The 26,606-nt window shown below is 60.9% G+C and carries 18 protein-coding genes; 10 read left to right on the top strand and 8 right to left on the bottom strand.

Annotated features, from left to right (window positions below; all coding sequences use genetic code 11):
• Positions 1–4 precede the first annotated feature (4 nt).
• The gene (locus tag FJ404_08170) at positions 5–1,108 is read left to right on the top strand and encodes a mandelate racemase (protein ID MBM3822844.1); all 1,104 of its coding nucleotides are present in this window, start codon (positions 5–7) and stop codon (positions 1,106–1,108) included.
• A 147-nt stretch (positions 1,109–1,255) separates the two neighbouring features.
• On the opposite strand, the gene FJ404_08165 is transcribed toward FJ404_08170, so the two are convergent.
• From FJ404_08165 to FJ404_08155, 3 genes are all read right to left on the bottom strand, one after another.
• Positions 1,256–2,545, bottom strand: coding sequence for an MFS transporter (locus FJ404_08165; GenBank protein ID MBM3822843.1), 1,290 nt, complete (start codon positions 2,543–2,545; stop codon positions 1,256–1,258).
• Between the two features lie 53 nt (positions 2,546–2,598).
• The gene (locus FJ404_08160; GenBank protein MBM3822842.1) at positions 2,599–3,285 is read right to left on the bottom strand and encodes a hypothetical protein; all 687 of its coding nucleotides are present in this window, start codon (positions 3,283–3,285) and stop codon (positions 2,599–2,601) included.
• Positions 3,286–3,533: 248 nt separating this feature from the next.
• Positions 3,534–3,815, bottom strand: a complete 282-nt coding sequence (locus tag FJ404_08155; protein MBM3822841.1) for a hypothetical protein — start codon at positions 3,813–3,815, stop codon at positions 3,534–3,536.
• 159 nt (positions 3,816–3,974) lie between these two features.
• Between FJ404_08155 and FJ404_08150 the strand changes: the two genes are divergently transcribed.
• On the top strand, positions 3,975–4,265 hold the full coding sequence (locus FJ404_08150; protein MBM3822840.1) for a hypothetical protein: 291 nt from the start codon (positions 3,975–3,977) through the stop codon (positions 4,263–4,265).
• A gap of 88 nt (positions 4,266–4,353) precedes the next feature.
• Here the strand turns inward: FJ404_08150 and FJ404_08145 are convergent, their stop codons facing one another.
• Both FJ404_08145 and FJ404_08140 read right to left on the bottom strand, forming a co-directional pair.
• Positions 4,354–5,472: a hypothetical protein gene (locus FJ404_08145; protein ID MBM3822839.1), complete on the bottom strand. Its 1,119-nt coding sequence runs from the start codon at positions 5,470–5,472 to the stop codon at positions 4,354–4,356.
• Positions 5,469–7,040 carry a metallophosphoesterase gene (locus FJ404_08140; protein ID MBM3822838.1) on the bottom strand — a complete coding sequence of 524 codons (1,572 nt, stop codon included), beginning with the start codon at positions 7,038–7,040 and terminating at the stop codon, positions 5,469–5,471. The genes FJ404_08145 and FJ404_08140 overlap by 4 nt, the downstream gene beginning before the upstream one ends.
• A 122-nt stretch (positions 7,041–7,162) precedes the next feature.
• On the opposite strand from FJ404_08140, the gene FJ404_08135 reads away from it, so the two are divergent.
• The 6 genes from FJ404_08135 (at position 7,163) to FJ404_08110 (ending at position 17,058) form a co-directional block, all read left to right on the top strand.
• Entirely contained in the window at positions 7,163–8,785 is a 1,623-nt protein-coding gene (locus tag FJ404_08135) for a PDZ domain-containing protein (protein ID MBM3822837.1), read from the top strand.
• Positions 8,786–8,857: 72 nt separating this feature from the next.
• Positions 8,858–9,808, top strand: a complete 951-nt coding sequence (locus FJ404_08130) for an ATP-binding cassette domain-containing protein (GenBank protein ID MBM3822836.1) — start codon at positions 8,858–8,860, stop codon at positions 9,806–9,808.
• Positions 9,808–10,560 (top strand): hypothetical protein, encoded by a 753-nt coding sequence (locus FJ404_08125; GenBank protein ID MBM3822835.1) that lies wholly within the window; start codon positions 9,808–9,810, stop codon positions 10,558–10,560. The genes FJ404_08130 and FJ404_08125 overlap by 1 nt, the downstream gene beginning before the upstream one ends.
• Positions 10,561–10,563: 3 nt before the next feature.
• Positions 10,564–12,087 carry a hypothetical protein gene (locus FJ404_08120; protein ID MBM3822834.1) on the top strand — a complete coding sequence of 508 codons (1,524 nt, stop codon included), beginning with the start codon at positions 10,564–10,566 and terminating at the stop codon, positions 12,085–12,087.
• 16 nt (positions 12,088–12,103) lie between these two features.
• Positions 12,104–13,933, top strand: a complete 1,830-nt coding sequence (locus FJ404_08115; GenBank protein ID MBM3822833.1) for a DUF4340 domain-containing protein — start codon at positions 12,104–12,106, stop codon at positions 13,931–13,933.
• Positions 13,930–17,058 carry a hypothetical protein gene (locus FJ404_08110; GenBank protein MBM3822832.1) on the top strand — a complete coding sequence of 1,043 codons (3,129 nt, stop codon included), beginning with the start codon at positions 13,930–13,932 and terminating at the stop codon, positions 17,056–17,058. Before FJ404_08115 ends, FJ404_08110 begins: the two co-directional genes overlap by 4 nt.
• Before the next feature lie 54 nt (positions 17,059–17,112).
• Here the strand turns inward: FJ404_08110 and FJ404_08105 are convergent, their stop codons facing one another.
• Complete coding sequence (locus tag FJ404_08105) at positions 17,113–18,495, bottom strand: DUF1501 domain-containing protein (protein ID MBM3822831.1); 1,383 nt, start codon at positions 18,493–18,495, stop codon at positions 17,113–17,115.
• Positions 18,496–18,556: 61 nt separating this feature from the next.
• Complete coding sequence (locus FJ404_08100) at positions 18,557–20,737, bottom strand: DUF1553 domain-containing protein (protein ID MBM3822830.1); 2,181 nt, start codon at positions 20,735–20,737, stop codon at positions 18,557–18,559.
• Positions 20,738–20,907: 170 nt separating this feature from the next.
• On the opposite strand from FJ404_08100, the gene FJ404_08095 reads away from it, so the two are divergent.
• Both FJ404_08095 and FJ404_08090 read left to right on the top strand, forming a co-directional pair.
• Positions 20,908–22,539 carry a hypothetical protein gene (locus FJ404_08095; protein MBM3822829.1) on the top strand — a complete coding sequence of 544 codons (1,632 nt, stop codon included), beginning with the start codon at positions 20,908–20,910 and terminating at the stop codon, positions 22,537–22,539.
• 55 nt (positions 22,540–22,594) lie between these two features.
• Positions 22,595–23,854, top strand: coding sequence for a hypothetical protein (locus FJ404_08090; GenBank protein ID MBM3822828.1), 1,260 nt, complete (start codon positions 22,595–22,597; stop codon positions 23,852–23,854).
• Between the two features lie 78 nt (positions 23,855–23,932).
• Here FJ404_08090 and FJ404_08085 read toward each other — a convergent pair.
• Positions 23,933–26,606, bottom strand: a 2,674-nt coding sequence (locus FJ404_08085) for a hypothetical protein (GenBank protein MBM3822827.1), incomplete at its 5' end; no start/stop codon positions are given.

Here is a 26,606-nt window from a genome sequence, read left to right as displayed (position 1 = left end):
TCGCTTGCGCATCCGCCGTCTTCTCGCGTTTCGCGTCGAATTGCCGCTTCATGAGACCACCTATCAGTGGTCGGGTGGCAAATCGGTTCAAGTCTTCGACAGCACCATCGTCCGGGTGGAAACGGACACCGGCCTGGTTGGACATGGCGAAGTCTGTCCTTTGGGCCCCTTCTATCTTCCCGCTTATGCCGAAGGCGTCCGCGCGGGCTTGCGTGAATTGGGTCCTCACTTGATCGGGGAAGATCCCCGCCAGTTGCTCAAGCTTAACCGGCACATGGATGCGGTGTTGAAAGGGCATCCCTACGTCAAGAGCGGCATCGACATCGCCTGCTGGGATCTCTTGGGACAGTCTGCGCAATTGCCGGTGTGCGAATTACTGGGAGGCCGGTACGGGGATTCGGTGCCGCTCTATCGAGCCATCTCGCAAGAAGCCCCGGACAAGATGGCGGAGAAAATCGCCCGGTACCGGGGGGAAGGCTATCGGCGGTTCCAACTGAAGGTTGGGGGCCATCCCGACACCGACATTGCCCGCATCCGGGCGGCCGCGGCCCAACTCCAATCCGGAGACCGTCTTGTGGCCGATGCCAACACAGGCTGGATTCAACATGAGGCCATCCGCGTGGCGAAGGCCGTGCAGGACGTGGATGTGTACATCGAGCAACCCTGCGCGACCTATGCCGAATGCCTGGCGGTGAGACGCATGATCGCGCAGCCGATGGTGTTGGATGAATTGGTGGACAGCATGGAAATGCTTCTCCGCGCCACCAACGACTTGGCGGCGGACATCGTCAACCTGAAGATCAGCAAACTGGGTGGCTTGACCAAAATCAAAGCCGTCCGCGACTTGTGTGTGCAACTGGGGCTGGCCATGACCTTGGAGGATAGCTGGGGCGGGGACGTGGCCACGGCGGCCATCGCGCATTTGGCGCAGAGCACGCCCCCTGAGCTCCTGTTCAGCACCACCGATTTCAACAGTTACGTCACGGTTTCCACTGCGGAGGGAGCTCCGACGCGGCGCGAAGGATTCATGTCTGCTTCCCACGCTCCCGGCCTCGGCATTCGCCCCAGGACGGAAGTCTTGGGCGCGCCGGTCTTGTGCGTGGAGTAGCGGCCTCCGGACTTGGCCGGATATTCCAGACGCCGCTTGCATCCGCGACCGTGCGCCGCGTGAGGGCACGCGGCCTACCATCACGACTGCCTTTATGTTTTTAGGCCCGGTGTCCTCACCGGGCGTCTCGTGCACGAAATAGTCGGGCTAGGGCTGCGCGTCGCCAGCTTGCTCCGGCCTGGCCTTCGTTTCGGGAATACGCAGCCAGGCTGTGACCGCGGCGATCACGACCGCGAGAACGAGAAAGACTTGGCTGGCGCCCAACTGAAACTTCACACAGGCCAGCACCATCAGCGCGGCCAGGATCATGCCCAAATTATCCATCACATTCTGGGTGGCGATTGTCTTGCCGAGTTTGTCGGGATCCGATTCCGCTTGCAGCGCCGCGTTCAGGGGAATGAGGAAGAGTCCGGCGAAAACACCTGCCAGTCCAAGCAGCAGCATCACGGGAAGGATCAGGACGAGACGGGAGTTTTCCCCCAAGCTCGGCTCAAAGCGAAGCCAATGGACCATGCCCAGGTGCTCCACGAGGTAAATCACCGCCAGCATCGCCGCCAGCACGAAGCCGTAAATCCGGGTGCGTCGCAGGTCGCCGACAGCATAGAGTTGTCCGGCGAGAATGCTGCCCACCATCACGCCCACACTCAGCCACAAGCCAAGCAGGGCGATCTGGGTATTGTCCGGCAACTTCAGAACGTCCAAACCCCAAGGTTGGAAATTGATCTTCATCGCGGCGCCGCAGACCCAGAACAGGGCCGTTCCCACAAGCACCTTCCCGAGGCGGGGCGCAGTCAGGAGGGATTTGAAGTGCGTGGCGAATTCGGCGGCGCTCGCGCGCAGCCGGATGTCGGCGTTGGCGGGAGTGGGAGTCATCAGCCAGTTCAGCGCCCACGACGTTCCGAAGATGGCGAACAATCCCACGTAGCATTGTTTCACCGGCAGTTTGTCGATCATCCACGAGCCCGCAATCATGCCCGTCAGGATGGCGACCAGCGTGAGCAGCTCCACCATTCCGTTGGCTTTCACCAATTTCTCCCGCGGCAGAATTTCAGGCAGGATCCCATATTTCGCCGGTCCATAGAGGCACGATCCAATGCCGACGATGAAATAACCGGGCGCTTGCCAAATGTAGCCCCACCAGACGCTGAGCGCGCAAACCACCGTGCCCGCGATTTTGAACAGGTTGCCTCGCCGCAGCCAGGTAGTCTTGGGATATCGATCGTTGACATAGCCCGCCAGGGGAGCCAGGAGCACGTAAGGCACGAACAACAAGCTGGTGTAGATCGTGTTGTTCAGCCGGAGTTGATCCGAAGTGATCTCGCCGGCTTTCTGCATCAATGTGAGCTGGCCCACGATGACTGCGAGGATGGCATTGTCCCCGAACGCGCTCAGAAACTGGCTGGCGAGAAGCAGGGGGTAATTGCGGGCCGATTTCATGTGGATGGCCTAGTGTTCAGTTTTGCGCTTCGAATTCAACCACCGTCGCCGTCCTAAGACGAAGCCGTTTCCTTCCGACCGAAACCTTTCTTCAGCGCCCAGTGGGTCGGCGCGTACACCACGGAGAGGAGCGCGACCATCCATACCGCCAGATAGGCGCCGTCCGGGAGCCAGGTCTGCTTCTGCGCGTCATCCAAGCCGAAGACATAGTTCACGTTCACCGGAATCTTGGGATCCGGCAGCACCGCGCCGGCCGGAGGAAGGAAGAAGAACGCCACCAGGCAAAGCAACCATGCCGTCGCGGTCCATCCTGCCAGCGCTCTGTTGTCGTAACCGAGTCTCTTCACGAGGTAGAGGAGAAGAAAGGGCAGCCAGCCGTGGAAAAGGGAGAGGCCTCGAAGAAAGAGGGACCGATGGGAATCGAACATGTAGGCGGTCATGCCGGTGAGTTTATGGCCCGTGAGTTGCACTGCGAAATCCAGGCACCAAAGCGCCTGCGGAAGCAGGATGCCCACGGCGGACAGGGAAATGAGGAACCGGCTTTCCGTCCAGATCCCCAACAAGGTCAGGAAGAGCGCGACGTCGCAGAAATAGAGAAAATTGGTCGGTCCATACTGGTGCCAGTAAACCGGCACCAAGACCGCCATGAAGGCGGTATAGGCCATTTTCAAGCCGAGCGGGATCACCCGGACCTTCTGGGTGTTCAATGCGTTGGCGAGGGAGGTTGATTCGGATTTCATGGTCATGGTTCTCATAGCGCGAGAATGACTACCCTGATTTCATCACGAGCCGTGAATTGATAAACCATGGCATCACATTGATCGGTTCGATGCCGGATTCCCCCGCGCTGGCTCCTGGAGCATCGCTCGACAACCTGCGGTTCTTGATCGACATAGCGGGATTGGAAGTTTGTTTCCTGAGGCGAGGTTCGACGGTTTTGTGATGACTCAAGGAACATTGGGCCCGCGACAACCATGCGATCAACTCGTCACAACTGCACGCGCTTTCCCACTCGCTGCCCGCGTCGATTGGCAGCACGCCTTGGAGCGCATCTTTCGAGATTCCTCTCGGCCTGACCCTTTGGGGGGGAATCGATTCTCCTCCCGACTAACTTGATGCTCAAGTGACCCACCGTTCCGCACCCCGGCCCGTGTATCCCGATGTTGTTGGTAGGGCGGGCCTGTCCCAGCCCGCCGCCCACGGGATGCAAAACATCATGCTCCGGCGGCGCGCCGGGACGGACGCGCCCTACCTGCATCACCGGCAACATCGGGATGCACCGCACCCCGGCCCGGCGGAGTGTTTTTGCTGACAACGGCAATAGCCCTTCGTGAAACTTCGCAAGGTCCAGGCGATAACACCTTTTCGAATCACTCACCAGATCCAATCCATCACGGATAGGCCTCGTTCTTCGTCGCCTTTTTTCTCCATGGGCCACGGAATGGGCGATGCCCACGGCCACGCAATCCCGCCTTCAATCCCGAAGGGATTGTGTCGTCCAGCCCAAGGTTGCGAGTCGGAATCCCGTTGGGATTCTTGGGGGGACGAGTTGGAGTGGCGTTTCGTCGATTGCGACGGGTTGAACCTCAAGGACGATCTGAGCATGCGTCCGGTGTCTCATCGGAGGCACTGGGTGCAATTGAAGTGGGAATTGCCGGAGCAGGCGCCGCCATCGATGACGCGCAACAAGGAACTCGTTTCGCTGCCGACCGCTCGCTGAAGGCCGGTTGTGTTCCAGACTTTGGAAACGCTGGCCTTGTTAATCAGGCACTTACGCATCCCCAGACCGTCCAGTTGCGAAAGACAGGCTAAAAGTACCCACCACCCTTGAGGTTCAGAGTAAGGGTCCGGGGGGACGCGGAGGTTCGTTCCACAATGTCCAGCCGCTCATGGTTCCACACGACGTTCTCGACGCCTTGGAAATCGGCGGGGATGTCCGCGAGAAACACGGCGTAAGATCTCTCCGCCGAGGCTCCCGCATCCAGATAGGCGAAGGTCGGGCGCTCCCAGATCCGCGGTTTTTGGGCCAGGACCGGGAACGGTTGATGGAGCCCGGTGGTCCCAAACTCGAGTCCGCGCGCGGCGGGTTTGCCGTCGCGTGCATCCCTCCACAAGCTGACCCAGGGGTAATCACGGGAGCGCCAGAGGTAGCCCAAAAGCATCCCTCGCTTGGGATGGCAGGCGGTGACCCAGCCCCATTCGCCGTCCAGGACAAAAGAGACAACATTGGGATTTGGATCCCCCTGAAGCCGTCGAAGGTCCTCGGGTTTCCCGTCGCGATTGAGACCGACCGGCCAATACGAGGAAGGCTCCTCGGGATTGGGAAGGGCACCGCCCTGAGCGAAACCGCGACGGCCATTGCAATCGACCAGGGTGCTTTCGTCGAGAAACTCCCCCGCAACGGTGGGATGCTGAACCATGTTGTACATTCGTCCCAACCGGTTTTCATTGCGGACGGTCTCCCGTACGAAGAGGACAGCGCCATCGGGTGATAATCGGGCGGTTCGCTCGACTCTGAAGCCGGCCAGGGGGAGTTGGGCAAACATCTTCGCTTCGAGCAGGCCGGCATCTTGCCTTGAGCTTTCCACGGTCCAGAGAACCGTGGAGGCCTCTCCGTGATAGGGCATGCCGCGCCGGCCTTCTTCCTCCGAGGGCGGACCCCAGCGGTCGAGGCATAGAAAATGGCCGATAGGCTGGGGCTTTTCATCCCGGGGCAGATTCCACGCCAGAGGATTGACCGGTGACCGGTGCGGGCGAAACTCGCTCAAGGATCCGCCCGCCAAGTCGAACACCGCCCGTACGGTCGCATTGGAAAGAATGGTCTGAGGGCGTTCCGGCGGGGTTGCGGCTTGTGCGAGAGCGCGGGCGAGCAGAAGGACGCAGGTGGCCAACCGCGTTGAGTGAATGATGGAGAAGCCTCGTTTCACGGGGCGGTCAGGGTCACGACTCGTGAACTCTTGTGCCATCTGCCGTGGACGTCCGTGGCGCGCACGCGGAGGGCGTGCGTGCCCGGGGTCGAAATGGGCGGCAAACTGCTTTTCCAAAGATGGGGAGATTTCATGGGGGCGGAAAGCTGACGGTAGGGAAGGCTGGGCTTCTCGGGCTCACGTTTTCTTGCGGCGACATAAGCGGGATCTTCTTCGAGGACCTTGTGAAGACTTCGCCAGGGCCCCCGGTCGTTCCAGCGGGCCTCGACGATGGAACGTTCCGATCCGTTGAAAACGTTGACGTAAACATCCGTTCTCCCGAGCTCGGAGAGGGCCACGGACTCAGGAGTCATGATGTTCATCTGATAATCCGCGGGCTGGCGGGACGCTTTGAAGTCCACCGTCACCTTGTTTTCTCGGAAGTTGAGAATGGCGTATCCGTTGGGCGCTCCGTCGCGCATGGTGGTGTGGGGAATCCCGAGGGCGTCGGGTTGTCCGGTAAACCAACTGCCACAGACGGTGACCGTGATGATGTGGTGGTGGGGTTCGGGCCCTCGCCAGCCGTCGGCGCGCTTGATGAAACGGTGTTCCTGCCAGTGTGTATGGCCCGAAATCGAGATGCAGTACGGCCGTTGCTCGATGAGGCGGTAAAGATCTGTGCGGTTCGTGAGATCGGGCAGCGGGATATGCATCATCAAAACCACGAGCTGTTTGGGCGAAGTGAGATCGAGGTCGTTTTTCAGCCATTCGAGCTGCGTTTCAGTCATGCCGCCCGTGTACCCGCCGGTGCCGGCCAGATTCGTGGCGCCGCCCCAAATCACGTTGTCCAAGGCGACGAAATGAACCGGACCGTAGTCGAAGGAGTAATAATTGGGTCCATAAATTCGAGTCCAGGTTTCGTCCGAGTCGCGATCATCCGAGACATCGTAATTCATGTCGTGGTTGCCGAGCACGTTCCACCAGGGCACTCCGATGAGCGCGATCGTCGCGTTCAAGGGTTCCATGACGGATAAGTCGTCAAAAACGACGTCCCCGAGGGTTACACCGAATTGGGCGGAAGTTCCGACGAGTTCCTCCACCGTGTCGTGAGCGATGTACTCCACTTCCCTCAAATCACGCGGCTGGGTATCGCCGAAGAACAAGGCCTGGAAGCGGGAAGGTTCCTTCTGGGGGTGCAGGGGGAAATCGATGGATGCCGGAAGCGGACCGGTGGGTTTGACGCCGCCGTATTTGACGGAAGGCGAACCCTGGGGTTTGTGCACGTAGTAAAACTGGGGCAACCGGTGCGCGTTCGTCGGGGTCATCCAGCCTCTGGGCTTGATCACGAAGAAGGTGGTGTCGTTTGAAACGGGAAGAGTCCACCGGCCCTTGGGGTCGGTGCGCGTCACTTCGCGCTGGTTGGAGACGCGCACGCCGGAAAGGCCAGGCTCTCCCGGATCGCGTAGGCCGTTGCGGTTCTTGTCATGGAATACGACTCCGGACGCCAGTGTGGGCTCGGCGGCACCCGCCGGCAGGAGGTTCACGACCACAAGCATCAGCAGCAGCGGGAGCGGCAGGGATCGCGTCATGCGCGGTAGTGTAGCGAGGTCGCCCTCCCCGCCAAGACCGAAAACCCAGAGTGAACAAAGCCGATCCATCCGCGAGTTACCGGGGAAGCGTGCTGGAGCACCGGGGGCGGTCTTGACGCCAAATGAGGGATGCGTCAGCCCATGGCGGACATCCGCCCGCGGGCGCTCCGACGAAGAGGTGGCGAACGTCTCCGCCGGGCCATAGGCGGTCAGGCGTTGATTCGAGGGCATGGGTCCGAACATTATCGCCGCCAGCAACGTCTATGGAGCAGCAAGCAACGATGAAGACCAGCGTGATTGACACCCGCCGGTTTCGGCCAAGCCTCGGCCGGCGGAGCGGCGAGGGGTGGAGTTATGGAACGAGAGCGAGCGGTTGGAAGGCGTGGAAAGTCTGCGCAGTGGCCTGGTGCGCCCTCTATCTCTCAGGGCGGGAGGCAGGTCCGGTCCATCCAAACCTGCTGGCCGCCGTGTCCGGGGAGGATGTCCGGAGAGATCCGGTGGTGCGGGCGGTGGAGAAAGTGATGCCCGCGGTCGTGAACATTCGAACCAAGACGCGCGTGCGCAGCCGTGGATTGTTCTATGATTGGTGGAGAGAGAATTGGACGCCGTTTACGCGGGATCTCCCCCCCGAAGAAAGCGCGGGTTCAGGGGTGGTGATCGACGAGGCCGGTTACGTGGTGACCAATGTGCACGTGGTGGAGGGCGCCGACGAAATCTTCGTGCAGATCGGGGAAGAGATTTTTCAGGCGGAGAACATGGTGGGCAGCCGCAAGACGGACGTCGCGTTGTTGAAACTAAGGGTGGCGTCCGGGCGCAAGTTTCCAGCCGCGCGGTTTGGCGCCGATGACGACCTGTTGCTCGGAGAAACCGTTCTGGCCATGGGCAATCCGTTTGGACTCGGCGGATCGGTCAGCCGAGGGATCTTGAGCTCGAAGAGCCGCCGAGCCGGTCCAAATGCCGAGGGGGAGCGGTTGGAAATCGCGGACTGGCTGCAGACGGACGCCGCGATCAACCCCGGAAACAGCGGCGGCCCCCTGGTTAATTTAAACGGCGAGATGATTGGCATCAATGTGGCGGTCTTGAAGGTCGGGCAGGGCATCGGGTTTGCGATCCCGGCGAAACGCGTCGCGGAATCCTTGGGGGAAATTTTCACGCCGGAGGTGATGAAGGGCCTCTATTACGGATTGCGCGTCAAGACGACCGGAGCGAACCCGCGGATTGCGAGGGTCGAACCGGGAAGTCCCGCCGAAAAGGCGGGCTTGAGGGAGGGCGATCCGATTCTTTCCGTCAATGAGGAGAGCGTCCGGAGTTGGTTCGATTTTAACCGTGCCCTGGTGTCCACGCCGGAACGGAAAGCGGCGGTCTTGGTTGTGCAGCGAGGCGAGGGGCGGAAGCGAATTGCCGTCACGGGCATTCCGGAGCGGGAGATTTTCAACGAGGAAATGATTCGTCAGCGATTGGGCGCGGGGGTGAAGGCTTGGGATGGCGCTCAAGCGGGGCTCCCTTTGCGCGGTCTGCTGCTGAGCACTGTAGAGCGGGGAGGACCGGCTTCCCTGGCCGGGCTGAGTCCGCAGATGATCCTCTTGGAGATCGAGGGGTTTGCGACGCACGATGTCGTGGAGACCGCTCGCTGGCTTGCGGGGCGCAAAGCCGGGGATCGGGTGTCGGTGATCGTGGGAGTTCCGTGGAGACGCGGGGTGGTAGCCGGGTTCGAGCGGCAGGAGGGTCGATTGCGGTTGCGATGACTTTTTGATGCCCTCGACGCAGTCTTCCGAATAGATTGATCGCGACTCGCGAATCCCATGGATGAAACGCCCATCATCGCGGTAAAAGACTTGGTCAAGCGATACGCCGGACACACGGCGGTCGCTGGGCTGACTTTTTCCGTGGGCCGGCGGGAAGTGGTGGGCTTGCTGGGGCAGAATGGAGCGGGCAAGAGCACCACCATGCGCATCCTTGCCTGTTTCATGCCGGCGTCCTCCGGCACGGCCACAGTCGCGGGCTATGATGTGTTTCGAGAGTCGGAGGAAGTCCGCCGGCGCATCGGTTACATGCCGGAGAACAATCCCTTGCCCGTGGACATGCGGGTCCGAGAGTATTTGAAGTTCCGCGCGCGTTTGAAAGGGCTCGGTTTTGCCCGTTCGCGTGAGAGGGTGAGCGCAGTGCTGGAGCAGTGCGGATTGAAGGACGTGGGTCACAAGATTATTGGCCAGCTTTCGAAGGGCTTTCGCCAGCGAGTGGGGCTGGCGGACGCGCTGGTCCACGAGCCCGAGCTCATCATCCTGGACGAACCGACCATCGGACTCGACCCCCATCAGATCCGCGCCGTGCGTCAATTGATCAAGGACCTTGGGAAGGAACGAACGGTGCTGATTTCGACCCACATCCTTCCGGAAGTGGAAATGACCTGTACCCGCGTGCTGATTTTGCATCAGGGCTCCATTCGGATGTCGGAAACCTTGGAAAACCTGAAGCGAGGACCGGAGGACGCCGGGCCGGTGATCGCCGAGGTGCGAGCACCCGCGGCGGAACTTCGGGAGGCTCTGGAAGAAGTGCGGGATGTGGTTCGCGTGGATGTGTCGCCTGCCGAAGGGGATTATTTCCGCTGCGCGGTATCGGTGCGGGAGGGTGATGACGCGCGTCCTCGATTGTTCGATCTGGCGGTGGAGCGTGGTTGGAAGTTGCGGGAGCTCCGGCGGGGCCGCCGGTCTTTGGAAGACGTTTTCGTGCGGGTGACTCGGGGAGACCGGGAGGAGGAGGCGCCCTGATGCAAGTGTTTCTGACGCTGGTCCGCCGGGAGTTGGGCTCTTATTTTTTCTCATTCAGCGGCTACGTCGTGCTGACGGTCGTGGCCTTGATGCTGGGGCTGAGCTTTAGCCAGATGACCGCCGCGATGAACGGGTCCTCGAGCGATGAACCGCTGACAGAACTCTTTTATCGCACCATGTTTTTTTGGCTGGTTATTCTGGTGGCGAGCCCGGCCATCACCATGCGTTCCTTCGCGCTCGAGCGATCCACCGGCACCTTTGAGACGCTCATGACCACCCCGGTGCGTGATGCGCAGGTGGTGCTGGCCAAGTTCACGGGTGCTATGATTTTCTACCTGATCCTGTGGGCTCCGCTGGTGGTCTGCCTGGTTTTGGTGCGTTACTTTACGCAGGAACCCTCCTTGTTGCCGGCGATGGCGACCACCACGGCGTTTCTCGGGATTTTCCTGGTGGGCTGCCTCTATATCTCGATCGGCATTTTCGCCTCGGCGATGACCCGGAATCAAATCATCGCGGCGATGGCAGCGTTTGCGATGGGATCGGTCTTTTTCGTGGCGAGCTTTTTTGCCCTGACCGCCCCGGCGCGATCCGGCCGGTGGGCGCGGTTCTTTGACCATGTTTCCATGATCGAACACATGCAGGATTTTGTGCGGGGCACGGTGGACACCCGCCATGTGGTGTTTTACATCAGTACGGCGGTCTGGTTCTTGTTTATGGCGGTGAAAGCCGTGGAAAGCCGGCGCTGGAAGTAACCCATGCAGGAGCCGCCATCAGAAGCAAGTTTTCGTCCCGGGCGTGAATGGGGCATCGGACTGAACGTGGCTTTGGGCGCCGCCGCCTTGCTCGCCATCGTGGTGATGGCCAATTACCTCTCGGCCCGACATTTTCGCCGCTGGGACCTCACGGGCGACCCGCGGTTCCAACTGTCGGCGATGACGCTCGGGCTGCTGCGCTCGGTGACCAACGACGTCGAAGTGACCATTCTGATCGACCCCGCCGAATCCGCCACCCTCTACGGAGCGGTGACGGGCTTGCTCGATGCTTACGAGAACGCGAGTCCCCGCATCAAAGTCCACCGCATCGATCCGACGCGGGCTCCCGGCGCGGCGCAACTGGCCCTCGCGCGCCACAAAATCGCGGAGGCGGAAGGAAAGAACCTGGTGCTGTTCAGCCACCAACAGCGGGTGAAACCCGTTTTCGAACGCGAGTTGGTGGATTATGATTTGGACACGGCGGTGCGATCCGCCATGGCGGGGGCCACGAACGCCATCAAGCGAAAGTCCTTCAAAGGCGAACTGCAGTTTAGCTCCGCGATTTACGCGGTGCTGGAGCCGCGCGCGGACAAGGCTTATTTCGTCACCGGCCATCGCGAGTTCAGTCCGGACAACAATGAACGGGCCAAGGGTTATTCTCAGTTTGCGGGAATCTTGACTTCCCGGTCGATCGATTTTGAAACGCTTTCATTGCGCGGGGCTCAGGAGGTGCCGCCGGATTGCAGGTTGTTGATCATCGCCGGTCCGCTCGACCCGTTTCAACCGGACGAGGCGGCCAAAGTGGAGCGCTACTTGAACCGGGGGGGCAAGGCGCTGATGTTGTTCGGCATCGAGCCGCTCTTGTACGGAAAACCGGGCGTCGGCCAGCTTGACCGCGTGCTCGCGGCCTGGGGAGTCCAGGTGGGCGGGAGTTTGGTTTATGATCGCGAGGAATCCGTGTCCGGACAGGACTTGTTGGTCACCCGATTCGGCAGCCATCCGATCGCCCGGGCCATGACGGATGCACAGCTCTACTTCGCGCTGCCGCGGCCGGTCCGACCCGTGGAAAACAAGCCGAGCGGGGCGGACGCGCCTCAAGTCACGGAACTCTTATTGACCGGTCCCAAAGCGGTGACCGCTTCCGATATCAGCGCTGAAAAGGTGCGGATCCATCCTGCCAAGGACCGCACCGGGACGGTGTCGCTCGCGGTGGCCGTCGAGCGGGGGGCCATCCAGGGCATCTCCGACGGCCATGGCTCCACGCGGCTTGTGGTGATTGGGGATCCTTCGATTTTCGCGAATCGAACCATCGACAGCGTGGCGAACCGGGACTTCGCGGGTTTGGTCTTGAACTGGCTTTTGGATCGATCCGAGCTTCTGGGGGGGATCGAACCGCGTCCGTTCAAGGAGTATCAACTCGCCCTCAGCCAGGAAAAATCCTTCTGGTTGCGCTGGTCGCTGCTGGCCGGTGTCCCCGGAGCCTGCTTGTTGCCGGGCGTGCTGGTTTGGTTTCGCCGTCGAAAATAACCCGGGTTGTCGAGGCATGAACACTCGTTCCACACGATGGTTGGTGGCCGCCGCCCTCGGACTCTTCGCGTACATTTTCTTTTTCGAACGAGGCTCGCCCTCTCTTGACCCGGGTGCGAGCCCGGACCGGGCTCGGCTTCTCCGAGTGCAGCCTGGCGCCGTGACCGCGTTGGAAGTCACGTTTCCAACCAACGCACTCATTCGGGTGGAACGCGGAACGAACGGAGCCTGGTGGATGATGTTGCCGGACCGCTATCCGGCCCAGTCGGAGACGATCAACACGCTCCTTGAGCGGTTGTCGCAACTGGACATTCTCACCTCCATTCCCGCCCGCGAGATCATCACCAAACCGGGGGGATTGGCGGCGTTTGGCCTCGAACAGCCCCCCATCCGCCTCGCGTTGTTCGAGGGAGATCGGCGCGTGGAGTGGCGCCTGGGTGGGGCTTCGCCTCTGGGGCAACGCCTGTATGTGCAACAGGTGGGCTCGGACAGCGTGGCGGTCGTGGACAGCGCGCTGCGGAAATGGATGCCCGGTCACGCGGATGAATGGAAAGATCGCAGCCTGGTGTCCTTCGATCGAAACCGTCTGGATCGGATCGAGGCGCGATCTGAAGGTTCGTTTTACGAATTGCAACGGGATCCGACGAACCGGACTTGGCGATTGAGCAAACCTTTCGTGGCGCGGGCAAACTCGTTGCGGGTGGATGCCTTGGTTCAGTTGATGGCGGATTCGCGCGTGGCCGGGTTCACCCACGGCATGACGTCCATCGACTTGGAATCCCCGAATCAACAACCGTTGCCGTTGGATTTGATCTTCGCGCAAGGCACCAATGCCTTGGGAGGCTTGCGTTTTGGCGGCTCTCCCACGAACCGGCCCGACCTGGTTTTCGCCAGCGCCGCCGGGGGAACCAATGTCGTCCTCGTGCCGAGAGAACTGGCGGACCAGTTTCGTCCGCCGCACACGCGCTTCAGGGAAACTCGCCTGAGCCCGTTTGACGCAGGGGGCGCCACCGCATTGGAGGTGCGTTCGGCCGAAACTTTTTCGGCGCGAAGGGGCCCCCAAGGGTCCTGGACGGTGGAAGGCTCGACCTCATTCCCGGGCGATCCGATCTTGATCCGTGCCGCCCTTGACACCCTCGCGACGTTGGAAGTGACGGAATTCGTCCAGGAAGTCGTGGGGGACTTTGGGCAATTTGGACTTGGATCGAACCATGTTCAGTACACCGTGAGGGGAAACGGCGGCTCCACGACGCTGGCGCAGATTCAACTCGGCGTGACGAACCAAGTCTCCGGCCGATTTGCCCGGCGCACCGACGAGCCTTCCCTTTATTCGATTCGCCAGAGCGACGCCAACCAACTCCCGCAATGGGCCTATGAACTTCGGGATCGGTCGCTCTGGAAGTTCGCCACCAACGCGGTGATCCAGGCGACGATTTCCTACCAGGGCCAGCAGCGGAGAATTTCTCGCGGACCGGATGGGAACTGGGCGGCCTGGCCGGCCAACGCCCAAGTGGTCGCCCCGCTCTGGGAGGAGTGCTTGTTCCGGCTGGGCAATCTCCAAGCCTTGACTTGGATTCCCGGGGGCAACGAAGTCAGGAATCGCCTGGGGTTTGCCGAGGTCGCGCACCAACTGACGGTGGAAGTTCGCCTGGGAGACAAAACGCAATCTCACACGCTCAACTTCGGGCATCTCTCGCCGTGGAACACTCCGTTTGCGACCACGATGCTGGAGGGGGAAGCGAGAGCCTTCGGGATTCCGAATTCATTTTACGATCTTTACGAACAGATCCTTCGAGATCTGAAACTCTTGGGTGCGGGATCGAACGGTCCCGGAACGAAACCATGAGTGAAAACCGGGATCGACGGTATTGGCCCGGCTTTCGCCGCGTGTTTCGCTGGTGCCGCATTTGGCTGTTTTTCCTTTGTTTCGTGCTGCTCTTCACCGTGATTTTTCTCAACCAGTCCGGCCTTCCGGATTCGGTCGGGAAAGTGATCACACGCGAAATGGAATCGCGGGGCATCCGGCTCACCTTTGACAAGTTGCGGCTGGGCATGACCGGGACGGTCATCGCCGAAAAGGTTTACGCCCGGTCCTTGCGACAAGAGCAGGCCCCTCGCATCGGATTTGACCGGCTCGAGATCAGGATCGAGCCCGCGTCCCTGGGTCGAGGCCGCTTCTTCATCGAGGGTGCGGCTTTAAGAATGGGCAAAGTGGATTGGCCCCTCTCCCCTCCGGGCTCTCCTTTGCGCGTCCTCAGCCTGAGCAATGTGGTGGCCAGCCTGCGTTTCTTGCCCGGGGACGTCTGGCAGATCGACCAACTCGAAGCCAACGCGCTTGGGATCAAATTCGAGATCCAGGCGGCACTGACGAACGTCGCCACCGTCTTGCAACCCAAGTCCGCTGCGCCAAAGCCCGGTTCGGCCTCCGGGCCTCCACGCTGGCTGGAGCAAGTGCAATCCATCGCCGAACAGGCGACGTTCGCCGAGACTCCCGCAGTCCAAATCGTGATCGAAGGCGACTTCGCGAATCCCGAAACCCTGGCCGGCCGGATCACCCTGAAATCCTCCGCGGGAGTTTACGCCCGCCATGAATGGAATGAGCTGATGCTGCGCGGGACCTGGAGGCCCTATGTGTCCACAGGACACGATTCGCCTCCCCATCGGTTGGAACTGGAGGTGGGGCGTTGGCAGGCGCCCGAAGCACGCCTCGAAGGCGCCCATGTGATCCTGACAGCTCCCCCGGGGGCACGACCCGGCGCCATCGACCGTCTCCAATGGAGTGTCGATGTTGCCGAAATGCACACCGCGAGCGCCATAGTGGAAGATGCCACGGGATCTGGCGAATCCGTCATCGTGCGGCGCGGACCGTGGGAGATGCGGAGCCAGGCGGAATTCCGCGCGGCCACCCTTTCCTCCCGGGGTCATACTGGGGTTGAATTATGGACTCGGCTGGAAGGCGAACACGGAATCGAGTTGAGGTCGCCCCTGAAGGCCAGAGCCAGCGTCTCGGTGGAGGGAGTTTGGGGGCCTTGGGGTTTCATGCGAGGCGCAACCCTCGCGTTGAACGGCGACGGTGCGATGTCGCGAAGAGAACCGAACTCTGAGCTGGCCTATTGGGACGCATTGCGATCCTGGAAATTGGGAGCCGAGCTGGATTGGGATCGCATTCAACAGACTCAACTGACCGTCGATCGAGGCCGGGCCGAATTGGAGTGGGACGGAGAACGCTTGAGCGTCAAGCGTCTGGAGGCGGGCATGCGGGAGGGAAGCGTCGAGGCTTCACTGGAACTGGAACCCAGGCACCGCCGTCTCACGGCACGCGCCCAATCGAGTTTTGATCTTCATCAGATCGCGCCACTGTTGACCGAGAATTCGCGCCGTTGGATCGGCCAGTTTTCCTGGCAAGTCCCTCCGTTCGTTCAAGGGGAAATGAGCGTGGTGCTGCCCGCCTGGACCAATGCGCGTCCCGAATGGAAAACCGAGGTGCTTCCCACGCTTTCCGTTCAGGCCCGCGCGGCGGGAACCAATGCCGCGTTTCGCGGCATCTCGGTGGACCGGGGGTTCGCGGAGATCGGACTCTCCAATGCCCAATGGAACATCCCGCTGATCCAGGTCGAACGACCGGAAGGATCCGCCACCCTCGCCTACCAAGGCCACATGCTGACCAAGGATTATGAGTGGAAGGTGCGAAGCAGTTTGCCGCCCACCTTGGCCGCTCCGCTCTTGGCGCCGGATCAAAAACGCGTGTTTGAGCTCGTTCAATGGAACGGACCCCTGGCGCTGGAGGGATCCATCTGGGGCCGCTGGCAAGACTTGACCCGTTCGGCGGTGGACGTTCGGGTTGCGGCTTCGAACATGGTGATACGCGGTGTCAACTTCGAGCAGGTGGAAACGCGGTTGCAGTGGACAAATGAGTTGGTCCGTTTTGTGAAACCCCACGTGCAACGCGTCGCGGGAGAAAGCGCGTCGGGTTCGCTCGTCACTTTCGACGTGAACACCCAAATGGTGCACATCGAAGGCGGACAAGGGCGGCTGGATCCCATGCTTTCCTCTCCGGCATTGGGCAAGGGCGTTCCCGAAGCCTTGCAACCTTACCGTTTTGACACCCCGCCGAAGGTCCGCGCGGAAGGTGTTTATGCGGTCAGGGACCGGCAATTGACGGATTTGGTATTCGACGTCGAGGGGGAACGATTCACTTGGTGGCGCATGCATTGTCCGGAGATTTCCGGACGGGTTCATTGGAAAGGCAACGATGTCATCCTCAAAGGGGTCAGAGCTTCCTTTGCTCAAGGTTCCCTGGCCGGGGACGCCCTGTTCAAAGTCCTGCCAACCCAGGGTGCAGAATTTAACCTCCAGGCTCGATTCACCAACGCCTCGCTTCACGCCGTGGCCACCGAACTCGCTCACGCGACGAACAAGCTCTCCGGACTTTTCGATGGCACTTTGAACGTGGATTCCGGGATCACGACGGATCAAAACACCTGGACCGGGCGCGGCCAGGTCGAGTTGCGCCAAGGCTATCTTTGGGGCATTCCACTCTTTGGCTTTTTTACACCGATCTTGAATGGATTGGTTCCCGGTGCCGGGCAGGCATCCATTGGCTCCGGCAAAGCGAATTGCACTTTTGCGCATCGCAAAGTGCACACCGAAGATTTGGAACTGCGAGCCAGCACGTTCAACATTCTTTACAAGGGAGACGTGGATTTCGACGGCCAAGTCCAGGCGACCGCCATGGCGGAATTGCTCGGGGAAGCGGGCGGCGTGGGCCGGGTGGTCACTTTGGCGTTTCTTCCCTTCGCCAAGCTATTCGAATACCGCGTCACCGGTTCGCTCGGACAACCGAAAACGGAACCGCTTTACATTCCCAGGTTCCTCACGTTGCCGCTCAACCCTTTTCGCACCCTCCGCCAGCTCCTTCCTGATAGCGTCCCCAAAAACCAGCCTGCATCCCCCAAACCCAATCCCGAGTAAAGCCGTTTCCAGGTTCAAACCAGGGCGTCCCGCCTTGACCGTGGCGCCGTCCAATCAGGCGAAGATCCCTCGGGCAACATGACCGCTGACGTCCGTCAGACGGAAATCGCGTCCCGCGTGTCGGTAGGTGAGTCGTTCATGATCCAGCCCGAGCAACGCGAGCAGCGTGGCATGCAAATCGTGGATGTGAACCTTGTTCTCCACGGCGAACCATCCGTAATCGTCGGTGGCCCCGTAGGCGGTCCCCGCTTTGACACCACCGCCCGCCAGCCACATCGTAAAACCTTCGGGGTTGTGGTCCCTGCCGTCCCGACCGCCTTCCGCGGCCGGAGTGCGTCCGAATTCGCCGCCCCATAAGACCAAAGTGTCTGCGAGCAAGCCGCGGCTCTTCAGGTCCTTGAGGAGGCCGGCAATGGGTTTGTCCACTTCGGCCGCGTTCTTGGCATGGCCCCGGCGCAAGTGACCGTGCTGATCCCACTGGACGTCACCATCGCTATGCGTCACCTGGATGAAGCGGACACCGCGTTCGGCGAATCGGCGCGCCAGCAAGCATTGTTTTCCAAAGTTCTCCGTCACGGGATCGTCCAAGCCGTAAAGCTTCCGGGTGGCTTCAGATTCGCCAGCGAAATCCTGGGCCTCGGGCATGGACGATTGCATGCGAAACGCGAGTTCGAAACTTTGCAGCCGACCTTCCAAGGCCGGGTCGGGTCCGGTCTGGTCCAGGTGCGATCGATTCATTTGCCCGAGCAGATCGAGCTGCATTCGTTGCTGCGGCCGGCTCATTCGGGCATTGCGAATATGGCGGACGGCGGCCTCTCCGGCCGGAACGGTGGCGTTGCCCAGCGGAGTGCCCTGGCAAGCGGCGGGCAGGAAAGCAGCCCCCCAATTGTTCACGCCACCATGAGCGAAGGTCGGGCAGATGGTAATGAATCCAGGCAAGTTCTGATTCTCCGTGCCCAGGCCGTAGGTGATCCACGAGCCCAGGCTGGGACGAATGAAGTTGTCGCTGCCGGTATGCAACTTCAGCAACGCGCCGCCATGCGCGGGGTTCGTTCCATGAACGGAACGCACGACGCAGAGTTCATCGACGCAGGTGGCCACATGGGGAAACAACTCGCTGACAGGCAGCCCGCTCCGGCCGTGGCGTTGAAAGGTCCAGGGCGATTTCAGCAATGACCCCGTCGCGGCGAACGTCACACGAGGCTTCTGACCCGGAAAAGGCTTGCCGTCGTCGCGGTCCAGCAGCGGCTTCGGATCGAAGGTGTCGAGATGCGAAGGGCCTCCCTTCATGAACAGGAAGATCACCCGCTTGGCCCGCGCTGAAAAATGGGGGGCTCGGGCACGCAATGGGGAGGAGGCGGAAACCGGATCGACCTCCGCCGCCAGCAAGGTGGAGGCCGCCAGCCAGCCGAAACCCGCCGAAGTCCGCTGCAACATACGACGGCGGGACCACAACCTCGCGCTGTTCGATAAGGGGAAATTCACCATGATCGGTCCCTCAATCCAGATACAAAAACTCGTTCGAGGAGAGCAGCGCCTGGCAAAGAGCTGCCCACGCATCCCTGCGGATTGCTTGCGGTCGGACCGGTTCCATGGAGGCATATCCGGAAAGGAACTTCCGATCGCGTGAAATTTCTTGGGAGGTGGCCTGCCGTCCGAAGGCCAGACGGTAGGCTTCATGAATGCGGCCTTCGTCGTCCAGGTCGCGAGCGTCCAGGAGCCGGAGGGCAAACCGTGCCGCCGCCTGGCCGACCAAATCGCTGTTCATCATCCAGAGGGCTTGCGGGGTGATGACGGTGGAAGCGCGCTGGCCGCTGGGCACCGCGGGGTCCGGAAAATCAAACTGTTGAAAGAGGTCGTAGAGGTGATTTCGAATGACCGGAAGATAGATCGAGCGGCGGGGACTGTCATAACGCGTTTGGTCACGCGAAGTGTGGTTGAACACAAACTCGCGATTCTTCAGGGGCAGCGTCTTCCCTCCCATGCTCAGATCCAGCCCTCCTGAAACCGCCAACACCGCATCCCTGATCGCTTCCGCCTCCAATCGGCGCCGGGGAAAAGAACTGAGCCAGCGCGGATCGGGATCCTCATCGCGATCTCGTCCCGAACTTGATGCCATTTGGTAAGTCGAGGAGAGCATCAGCAATCGATGCATCGATTTCAGGCTCCACCCTGAATCGATCAGGCGGACCGCCAGCCAATCCAAGAGTTCGGGATGGGAGGGTCGATGCCCCAGCAATCCGAAATTGTCCGGGCTTTCCACCAAGCCGCGTCCGAAATGACCTTGCCAGACTCGATTGGCCATGACCCGCGCGGTCAAGGGGTGGCGAGCATCCGTCATCCACCGCGCCAATTCCAGCCTGCCACTGGATTGGCCTGAAAAAGCGGGGGCCGGGGCGGCGGTCATGGCTTTCGGTACCGTGCGCGCCACGGGGGCTCCCAATTGCAAGTGGCTGCCGCGAACGTGAACCGCCAGTTGCTGCAGGATGTTGGTTTGCTCGGTCACGCCCATGGTGGAGGGCAGCTCCGGTGAAAGTTCCTCCAACCGCTTCAACGCCTCGCGCAATTCTTGGATCCGATGCTGGGCCTCCCTGGGCAACTGCTTCTCGAAATCCTTGGACGGCGTTTCGCCTCGATGTTCCGATTTCCAGCGAGCGACGGCTTCATTCAAAGTATTCGTCAGCGCGATGCGATGAGCCGCAAGGCGGTGTTCGTGCGCTTCCTTGACCTTGAAATGCTCCGGTCGAGCAAGGACAGGCTCATGCCATTGGGCGATGGTCTTCAGATCGTCCATGGTGCGCGTGCTCTTGAAGATCGCCGCCAGGGCGTAGTATTCGTCCGTTCCGACCGGATCGAACTTGTGATCGTGGCATCGTGCACATCCCAAGGTGGCGCCCAAAAAGACGCGGCCCAGGGTGTCGATCTGCTCGTCGATCATGTCCATCTCCAGCTTCACCTTGTCCGGTTCAGCCAACAGCTTGGGTCCGAGAGAGAGAAACCCCAACGCGGTTCGCCTTTCGAAAAGGAGGGATTCATCGGCGGCATTGGGCAAGAGATCCCCCGCCAGTTGTTCCGCGAGGAAAAGGGAATAGGGCTTGTCGCGATTGAATGCGTTGATGACGTAATCCCGGTAACGCCACGCGTTGCCGAAAGCCACGTTCTCATCCAGTCCATTCGAATCCGCGTACCGCGCCACGTCGAGCCAGTGCCGCCCCCAGCGTTCCCCGTAACGCGGGGAATCAAGCAGGCGGTCCACGACCCGGGCAAAGGCACCCGGCCTGGGGTCGCCCAGGAAGGCTTCCATCTCCGCGGGGGTCGGAGGCAAGCCCGTCAGGTCGAAGGTCGCGCGCCGCAAAAGAATTCTTTTCCCGGCGGCAGTCGCGGGTCGCAGTCCCTGCGCATCGAGTTCTTTGAGAATGAAGGCATCCACCGGAGACTGAACCCACTCCGGGTTCGAAGGCTTTGGTGGAACCGTGCGCTGGACGGGTTGGTAGGCCCAATGTCGAAGCTTCTCGTCCATTCCCGGGTTGTCACCAGGGCGCTCCGAGGCCTGCCCACCCAAAACGAACAGCAGCCACCAGACTGCCCACGCCCTCACCCAGCCAGCGGATCCGGGCGATCTGCTCCCCGGCCTGGCAGGGGCAATGACCGATGGGTTTGGGGGCCGCTCGAACTTCATGGAAGGCTGGATGACTGGCCGGATTCAATCCTATTTCCAGAACTTGCGGAAGCGCCAATTTGACCGCCGAATGGGCTCCGGAGCATCCGCAAGTTGTCGGGGCGCGCCGTTCACGGCGCTTCCGCTCGCGCCCATCCGCCGCGGAGAACTCCTCCCGCTCCATTTGTCCCTTGCACCGATCCGGGACGGGTTTCACGATGCGCTTTATGGCGTTGTTACCGCGATGGTTTCCCCAGTCGGGTTGGAAGCGTTGGCTCCTGCTTTCGGTCCTGACGGCCGTGTTCGGCATGGCCACTCTGGTCGTGTCGGCCTATTTGCTCTTCAAGATTCCCCGCGTGCAAATGTGGGTGTTCAGCACTTTCATGATCCGGGGCATGGACAAGCCTGGACAAGAGCCCGGGGAACCCCGCCTCAGCGAAGAAGACAGCCGGAAACTGGCTTCCAGGGGGGATTCTCCGTTGCTCCCCGAGCGTCTCTTCAGCGCCTCCGAAGTCTGGCCGGTGGAATTGGCGTTCACAGGGAGACAATGGGAAACGATGAAGCCGCAAAAAGTCCCTCCCATCCCGAACTTCATGCAACCGGACGGCACCATCGTGCTTCGGAATCCGAAGGCGAGCCGCAACGGTTTGGCCGGGGTGCTCGGGATCGATCTGCCTTGGTCTACGGGAACCTTTGACTTCGCCGGAGAGCGGTTCACGAACGCGGCCATTCGCTTCAAAGGCAACGGCACTTTCCTGGCCGGAATAGGAAGTTACAAACGTCCGTTCAAGGTTCAACTGGACCGGGGTGAGCCGGGAAGAGCCATGGCGGGCCGCGCCATCTTCAACTTCGGCAATCTCCTGGCAGATCGTTCCTCCCTGAGCGACGCCTTGGGCTACGAGTTCTTCCGCGAGGCTGGCGTGGCCGCGCCCAGAACGGCGTTCGCGAGGTTGCTGATCTCGATCGAGGGCCGATTCCAGCGCCGCCTGCTCGGCCTGTACGTGATGGTGGAAAATCCGGACGGTCAATGGGCCAGGGAACGTTTCGGGCGCGACGGGTACACACTGTTCAAACCCGTCACGATGGAATTGTTCAAGGACCTCGGCAACGACTGGGCGGCGTACGAAGGCATTTACGATCCCAAAACCGAGATCCAGGAGAGCGCCAAGAAACGGGTGATGGACCTTGCTAAGCTGGTGACTCATGCCCAGGACCAGGACTTCTCCACCCAGATTGCCGACTTCGTCGATCTCAAGCAATTCGCCACCTTCATGGCGTGTGAAACATTGCTCGCGAACTACGACGGACTCCTCTCCAATGGGCAGAACTTCCTGCTTTATCTCGATCCAGTCACGCACCGGTTCGGCTGGATTCCCTGGGACTTGGACCATGCCTGGGGTGAATTCCCCTTCATTGGCACGGCGGAAAAAAGAGAGCGATCGAGCATCGACAAGCCCTGGATTGCTCCGAATCGGTTTCTCGATCGCGTGTTCGCCGTCGGATCGTTCAAGAAAACCTATCGGGAGGAGCTCCGGCGGCTGTTGGACTCCCAATTCAATTCGCAAAGACTGAGTCGCCGCCTGGATGGACTGGCGGCCGCGATTCGTCCCTTCGTGGGGGAGGAGTCTTCTGAGCGGCTGGCAAAATTCAATCAAGCGGTCTCGGGTGAATGGAATGAGGGGCCGCGCGATGGCAATCCCATGGATCAAAACCATCCCGTCTATCAGGTGAAGCGGTTCTTTGCAGCCCGCGAGCAATCCGTGCGTGCCCAACTGGAGGGCCGGGAGGAAGGCGTCATTCTGGTTCGGCAGGATTACAAGTAATCGGCGCCACCTTGGCTCGACGCGCCAACCTCGTTCAGTTACACACGGCAGCGCGATGGAAACTCTGGCCACAATCTTCTTTGCCCTGGCGGTGCTGCATACCTTTGCGGTGAAACGGTTCGCGCATTGGGCGCATCGATACCCTCCTGGCTCCATTCCGGAAAACGTGCTGCATTTCCTCGCGGAAACAGAGGTGGTGTTCGGACTTTGGGGAGCTGCGCTTTTCCTCGGGATCTCTGCCTTGCGGGGGTCTTTTCAGGATGCCATCGCTTACATCGAAGGCTTGAACTTCACCGAGGCGAAGTTCGTGATGGTGGTGATGGTGGTGGCCGCCACGCGCCCGATCGTTCGTCTCGCCGAAGTGTTCATTCAGGCCGTGGCCCGGCTGCTGCCCTTTCCCGCCGGGTTGTCTTTCTACACCGCGGCTTTGTTCTTAGGTCCGCTGCTGGGATCGTTCATCACGGAACCTGCGGCAATGACCTTGCTGGCCCTGGTGCTCAAGCGGAGATATTTCGATGCGGGTATTTCGCCTCGGCTTGCCTATGCGACCTTGGGCCTCCTGTTTGTGAATGTTTCCATCGGCGGCGTGCTGACTGCGTATGCCGCGCCCCCTGTCCTCATGGTGGCATCCAAATGGAAGTGGGACACCGCCTTCATGATGACTCATTTTGGGTGGAGAGCCGCGATCGCATGCTTGGTCAGCACGGTGGTGACGGCGTGGGTGTTCCGACGGGAACTCTGCGCTCTGCCGCTGAAGCTGGATTCGGGACCCGGCCTCCCGCACTGGCTGACGGCGACTCACGTCGCATTCATGGCGATGGTGGTCGCGCTTGCCCACCACCCCGATGTGTTTTTTGGCGTCTTCGTGCTTTTCCTCGGCGTGGTCACGGCCACCAAGGAATATCAGGAGGAACTGAAATTAAGGGAAGGCTTGCTCGTGGGATTCTTCCTGGCCGGACTGGTGACGCTGGGCACACTGCAAGCCTACTGGCTGAAACCCCTGATTCAGAATCTAAGCGGATCGGCTCTTTTCTATGGAGCCACGGCGCTGACGGCCATCACCGACAACGCCGCGCTCACATATCTAGGCGCTCTCGTGGAAGGCATTTCCGATGAATTGAAGTACGCGCTCGTGGCGGGTGCCGTAACCGGCGGAGGTTTGACGGTGATCGCCAATGCTCCCAATCCAGCGGGCGTCGGCATTCTGCAATCGGCCAAAGTGTTCGCCGATGAGGGTATCAGCCCGCTGGGCCTTCTTCTCGGCGCCTTGTTTCCCACCGGGATCGCGATCGTCTGCTTCTGGCTGCTGCACTAAACCCCCTATTTCACACTCGCCTGGGCCGGAGTTTCCTCATCCCGGACCCAGCATGAAACCTCCGGACCAACCCGGGGTTCATGGCAACACCACGGCTCGATAATATCGCATCGCGGCGGAAGCTCCGAGTGGATCGCGAAACAGGACCGGCTGTGCCGCGCCCGCGACCACGCCCAGCGAGCCCCAGCCTACAAGATCTCCCGATACCTCCACTCGATAGCTCTTTCCCGGCTCCCCCGCGACCAAAAACGTAAAAGTGCCGTCGGGCAAGCGCCCGGGCGAAAGAAGTTGCGGCCTGCTTCCCGAAGCGCCGCCTCCACTCTTGCGTTCGAAAGGACGGCTGTCCGTCAAAAATCGGGCCAGACCGAGCCGGACGGATCCGGCGGCCGTCGCGAAGTGACCGGACACGATCAAGCCGCCGTCGGGTTGCAACCCGGCATCGGAGATCACCGCCGATCGGGTCGAGGCGGGCTCAAAAATCCCCCCCCGAAATCCTGAAGCCATTTTGAACTCGGTGTCCAACGACCCGTCTTTTTTCAACCGAGCCAAGCCCAATCGAGGTTCGGCGCCCACCGCACCCAACGCTCCGGCCACGATGACGCGCCCCTCGCGATCCACCACCACCGCGGATCCGGGCGCCGAGGTCTCCTGGGACGGCGAGAGGATCTCAGGCTTGAATTCTTCCTCGGGTGTTCCATCCGGACGAAATCGAACCAGCCGTCCCTTTCCGTTCCCGGAAACGGCGGCTACGGCGCCAGCATTTGCGTCCGGCGCCAGCGACCACACTTCGTCGCCGGCGCCGAGCTGGTGAAGGAACCCCCCCGCGACATTGCCATCGCGGAGGACGCGAACCAGATTCGGCGACATCGTGACGCCGATCCGTTCGATGCTGCCCGCGACGAGCATGGTGCCGTCCTCGAGCGGGGCCAGGCTGCGGATCGTGGGAACATCGCATGTGTCGCACAGGCGGAATCCCATGTTGAAAGTGGTGTCCAACGCGCCCTCCGGTTTCAGCCGCGCGATGTAGGGAATGCGGACGCCCGCGTACATCACAAAATCACCGGCGATCCACACGAACTGGTTGGTATCCACCGCAATCGTCACCACACGCCCCACCGCGTCAAATCCTGTCAGTCCCTTTTCGTTGGTGCCTGTTCCAGTCTGAAAGGTGGTATCCAGGGTCCCGTCGCTGTTCAGGCGGGCCAATCCATTTCGAACCACGCCATTCACCGTTCTGAATTGACCGCCGAGGAGGATTCTTCCTTCTTGATCCAGCGTGATGGCCGAAACCGCATCACCCGTTTCGCCCATCCCGATCACGGTCGCCATCGACGAATCGAGACGCCCGTCGGGGAGCAATCGTGCAAAACGTTCCTGGGCGGTTCCGTTGACCAGGTTAAAGGTGCCGCCCACCAGGATTTTTCCATCCGATTGAACTTCAACGGCCTGAATCTGCACGGCGCCGGCCTCGGCCAATTCAAACCCCGCGCGGAAGTTGCCATCCACTTTGCCACCGGTATCCACGCGCAGCAGGCCCGGCATAGAACGGTCAGGATTGGCCAGATGACCTCCAACCAGCCATTTGCCGTCCGCTTGCCGAACCGCTTGGGCGATGCGCAGACCGCGGTTCTCGTCCGATTCGAGTGGTACCGGCGTGAAAGAAGCGTCAGGGCTGCCATCGGCATTGAGCCGGAAAAGCGTTCTCGGCTGATTGGGCTGACGATGGCTCGCGCTGTAGAGTCCCAGGATTTTACCGTCCAACTGGGAGCCAAGCACCACGAAGCTCTCGCCATCCGGAACTCTCAGCGACGCAGTAAAGCTTGGGTCCGCTGTGCCATTCGCATTCAATCGACCCAGATCCCACGCGCTGTTGGAATCAAGCAAGTCGAAGGTTCCGCTGACGACGATTTTGCCGTCGGGCTGCATGGCAAATCCGTTGATGGATTGGGGGCCGCGCTCCCGTTCCACAAGGTAAATCGGAGGGTCAAAACTCGTGTCGAGCGAGCCGTTGGCATGAAGACGCGCCATGCTGAAACGGTTGTTCTCTTGAAAGAGCTCAAATCTTCCCGCCACCAGGATCCGGCCATCGGACAGCAATTGGCCGAGAGACAATTGCTCGCCAATTTCGATCTGGATTCCCGCTCCGGGGTCAAACGAGGCATCCAACGTTCCGTTTGCATTCAGCCGGGCAATGCCATTGCGGGGAACGCCTTGAACTGAATTGAAAGATCCGCCGACAACGACTCGACCATCCGGCTGGGCGAGCAAAAACGCGATCAACGAACCACCACGTCCCAAGGAATTGGCCACGCTCGTGCCCGGGTCGAAGCCGGCGTCAAGGCTGCCGTCCGCGTGAAGCCGCGCGAGCCCGTGGCGAGCCAGACCGCGAACCGTGGTGAAACTTCCCCCGATCAACACCTTGCCGTCCGCTTGGACGGCCAGCGCCGTGATGGGTGAGACTAAATCCGCGCGAAACCCGCCCCCACCTCCGCAGCACGCTGAAAGACCCGGATCGAAAGTGGAGTCGAGCGTGCCGTCTTGGTTGAGCCGGGCCAGACCGAGCCGGGCGGTTCCTTGCAGGGCGCTGAAACCGCCTGCCACGACAATCTTTCCGTCGGACTGGACGGCCATCGCGCTCACGAATCCTCCGGTACGCGAGATCACCGGATGGAACGCGGGATCCAAGGCCGGAAAGTTTTGCGCGGACAATCGTCCGGACCATGTGAGGGCGAAGATGAGGCTGAGCAGTGGA

It is taken from the genome of Verrucomicrobiota bacterium, assembly GCA_016871495.1.
Classification (GTDB): Bacteria; Verrucomicrobiota; Verrucomicrobiia; order Limisphaerales; family VHDF01; genus VHDF01.
Note: the sequence above shows the minus strand (reverse complement) of the source record. Positions and strands in the feature narration are given on the sequence as shown.

Bases quoted from the DNA above. Each gene is read 5' to 3' on its own strand.
- FJ404_08165 (MBM3822843.1), bottom strand. From the start codon at position 2,545: ATGAAATCGGCCCGCAATTACCCCCTGCTTCTCGCCAGCCAGTTTCTG.
- FJ404_08160 (MBM3822842.1), bottom strand. From the start codon at position 3,285: ATGAAATCCGAATCAACCTCCCTCGCCAACGCATTGAACACCCAGAAG.
- FJ404_08155 (MBM3822841.1), bottom strand. From the start codon at position 3,815: ATGTTGCCGGTGATGCAGGTAGGGCGCGTCCGTCCCGGCGCGCCGCCG.
- FJ404_08150 (MBM3822840.1), top strand. From the start codon at position 3,975: ATGGGCCACGGAATGGGCGATGCCCACGGCCACGCAATCCCGCCTTCA.
- FJ404_08140 (MBM3822838.1), bottom strand. From the start codon at position 7,040: ATGACGCGATCCCTGCCGCTCCCGCTGCTGCTGATGCTTGTGGTCGTG.
- FJ404_08135 (MBM3822837.1), top strand. From the start codon at position 7,163: ATGAGGGATGCGTCAGCCCATGGCGGACATCCGCCCGCGGGCGCTCCG.
- FJ404_08125 (MBM3822835.1), top strand. From the start codon at position 9,808: ATGCAAGTGTTTCTGACGCTGGTCCGCCGGGAGTTGGGCTCTTATTTT.
- FJ404_08120 (MBM3822834.1), top strand. From the start codon at position 10,564: ATGCAGGAGCCGCCATCAGAAGCAAGTTTTCGTCCCGGGCGTGAATGG.
- FJ404_08115 (MBM3822833.1), top strand. From the start codon at position 12,104: ATGAACACTCGTTCCACACGATGGTTGGTGGCCGCCGCCCTCGGACTC.
- FJ404_08110 (MBM3822832.1), top strand. From the start codon at position 13,930: ATGAGTGAAAACCGGGATCGACGGTATTGGCCCGGCTTTCGCCGCGTG.
- FJ404_08105 (MBM3822831.1), bottom strand. From the start codon at position 18,495: ATGTTGCAGCGGACTTCGGCGGGTTTCGGCTGGCTGGCGGCCTCCACC.
- FJ404_08100 (MBM3822830.1), bottom strand. From the start codon at position 20,737: ATGAAGTTCGAGCGGCCCCCAAACCCATCGGTCATTGCCCCTGCCAGG.
- FJ404_08090 (MBM3822828.1), top strand. From the start codon at position 22,595: ATGGAAACTCTGGCCACAATCTTCTTTGCCCTGGCGGTGCTGCATACC.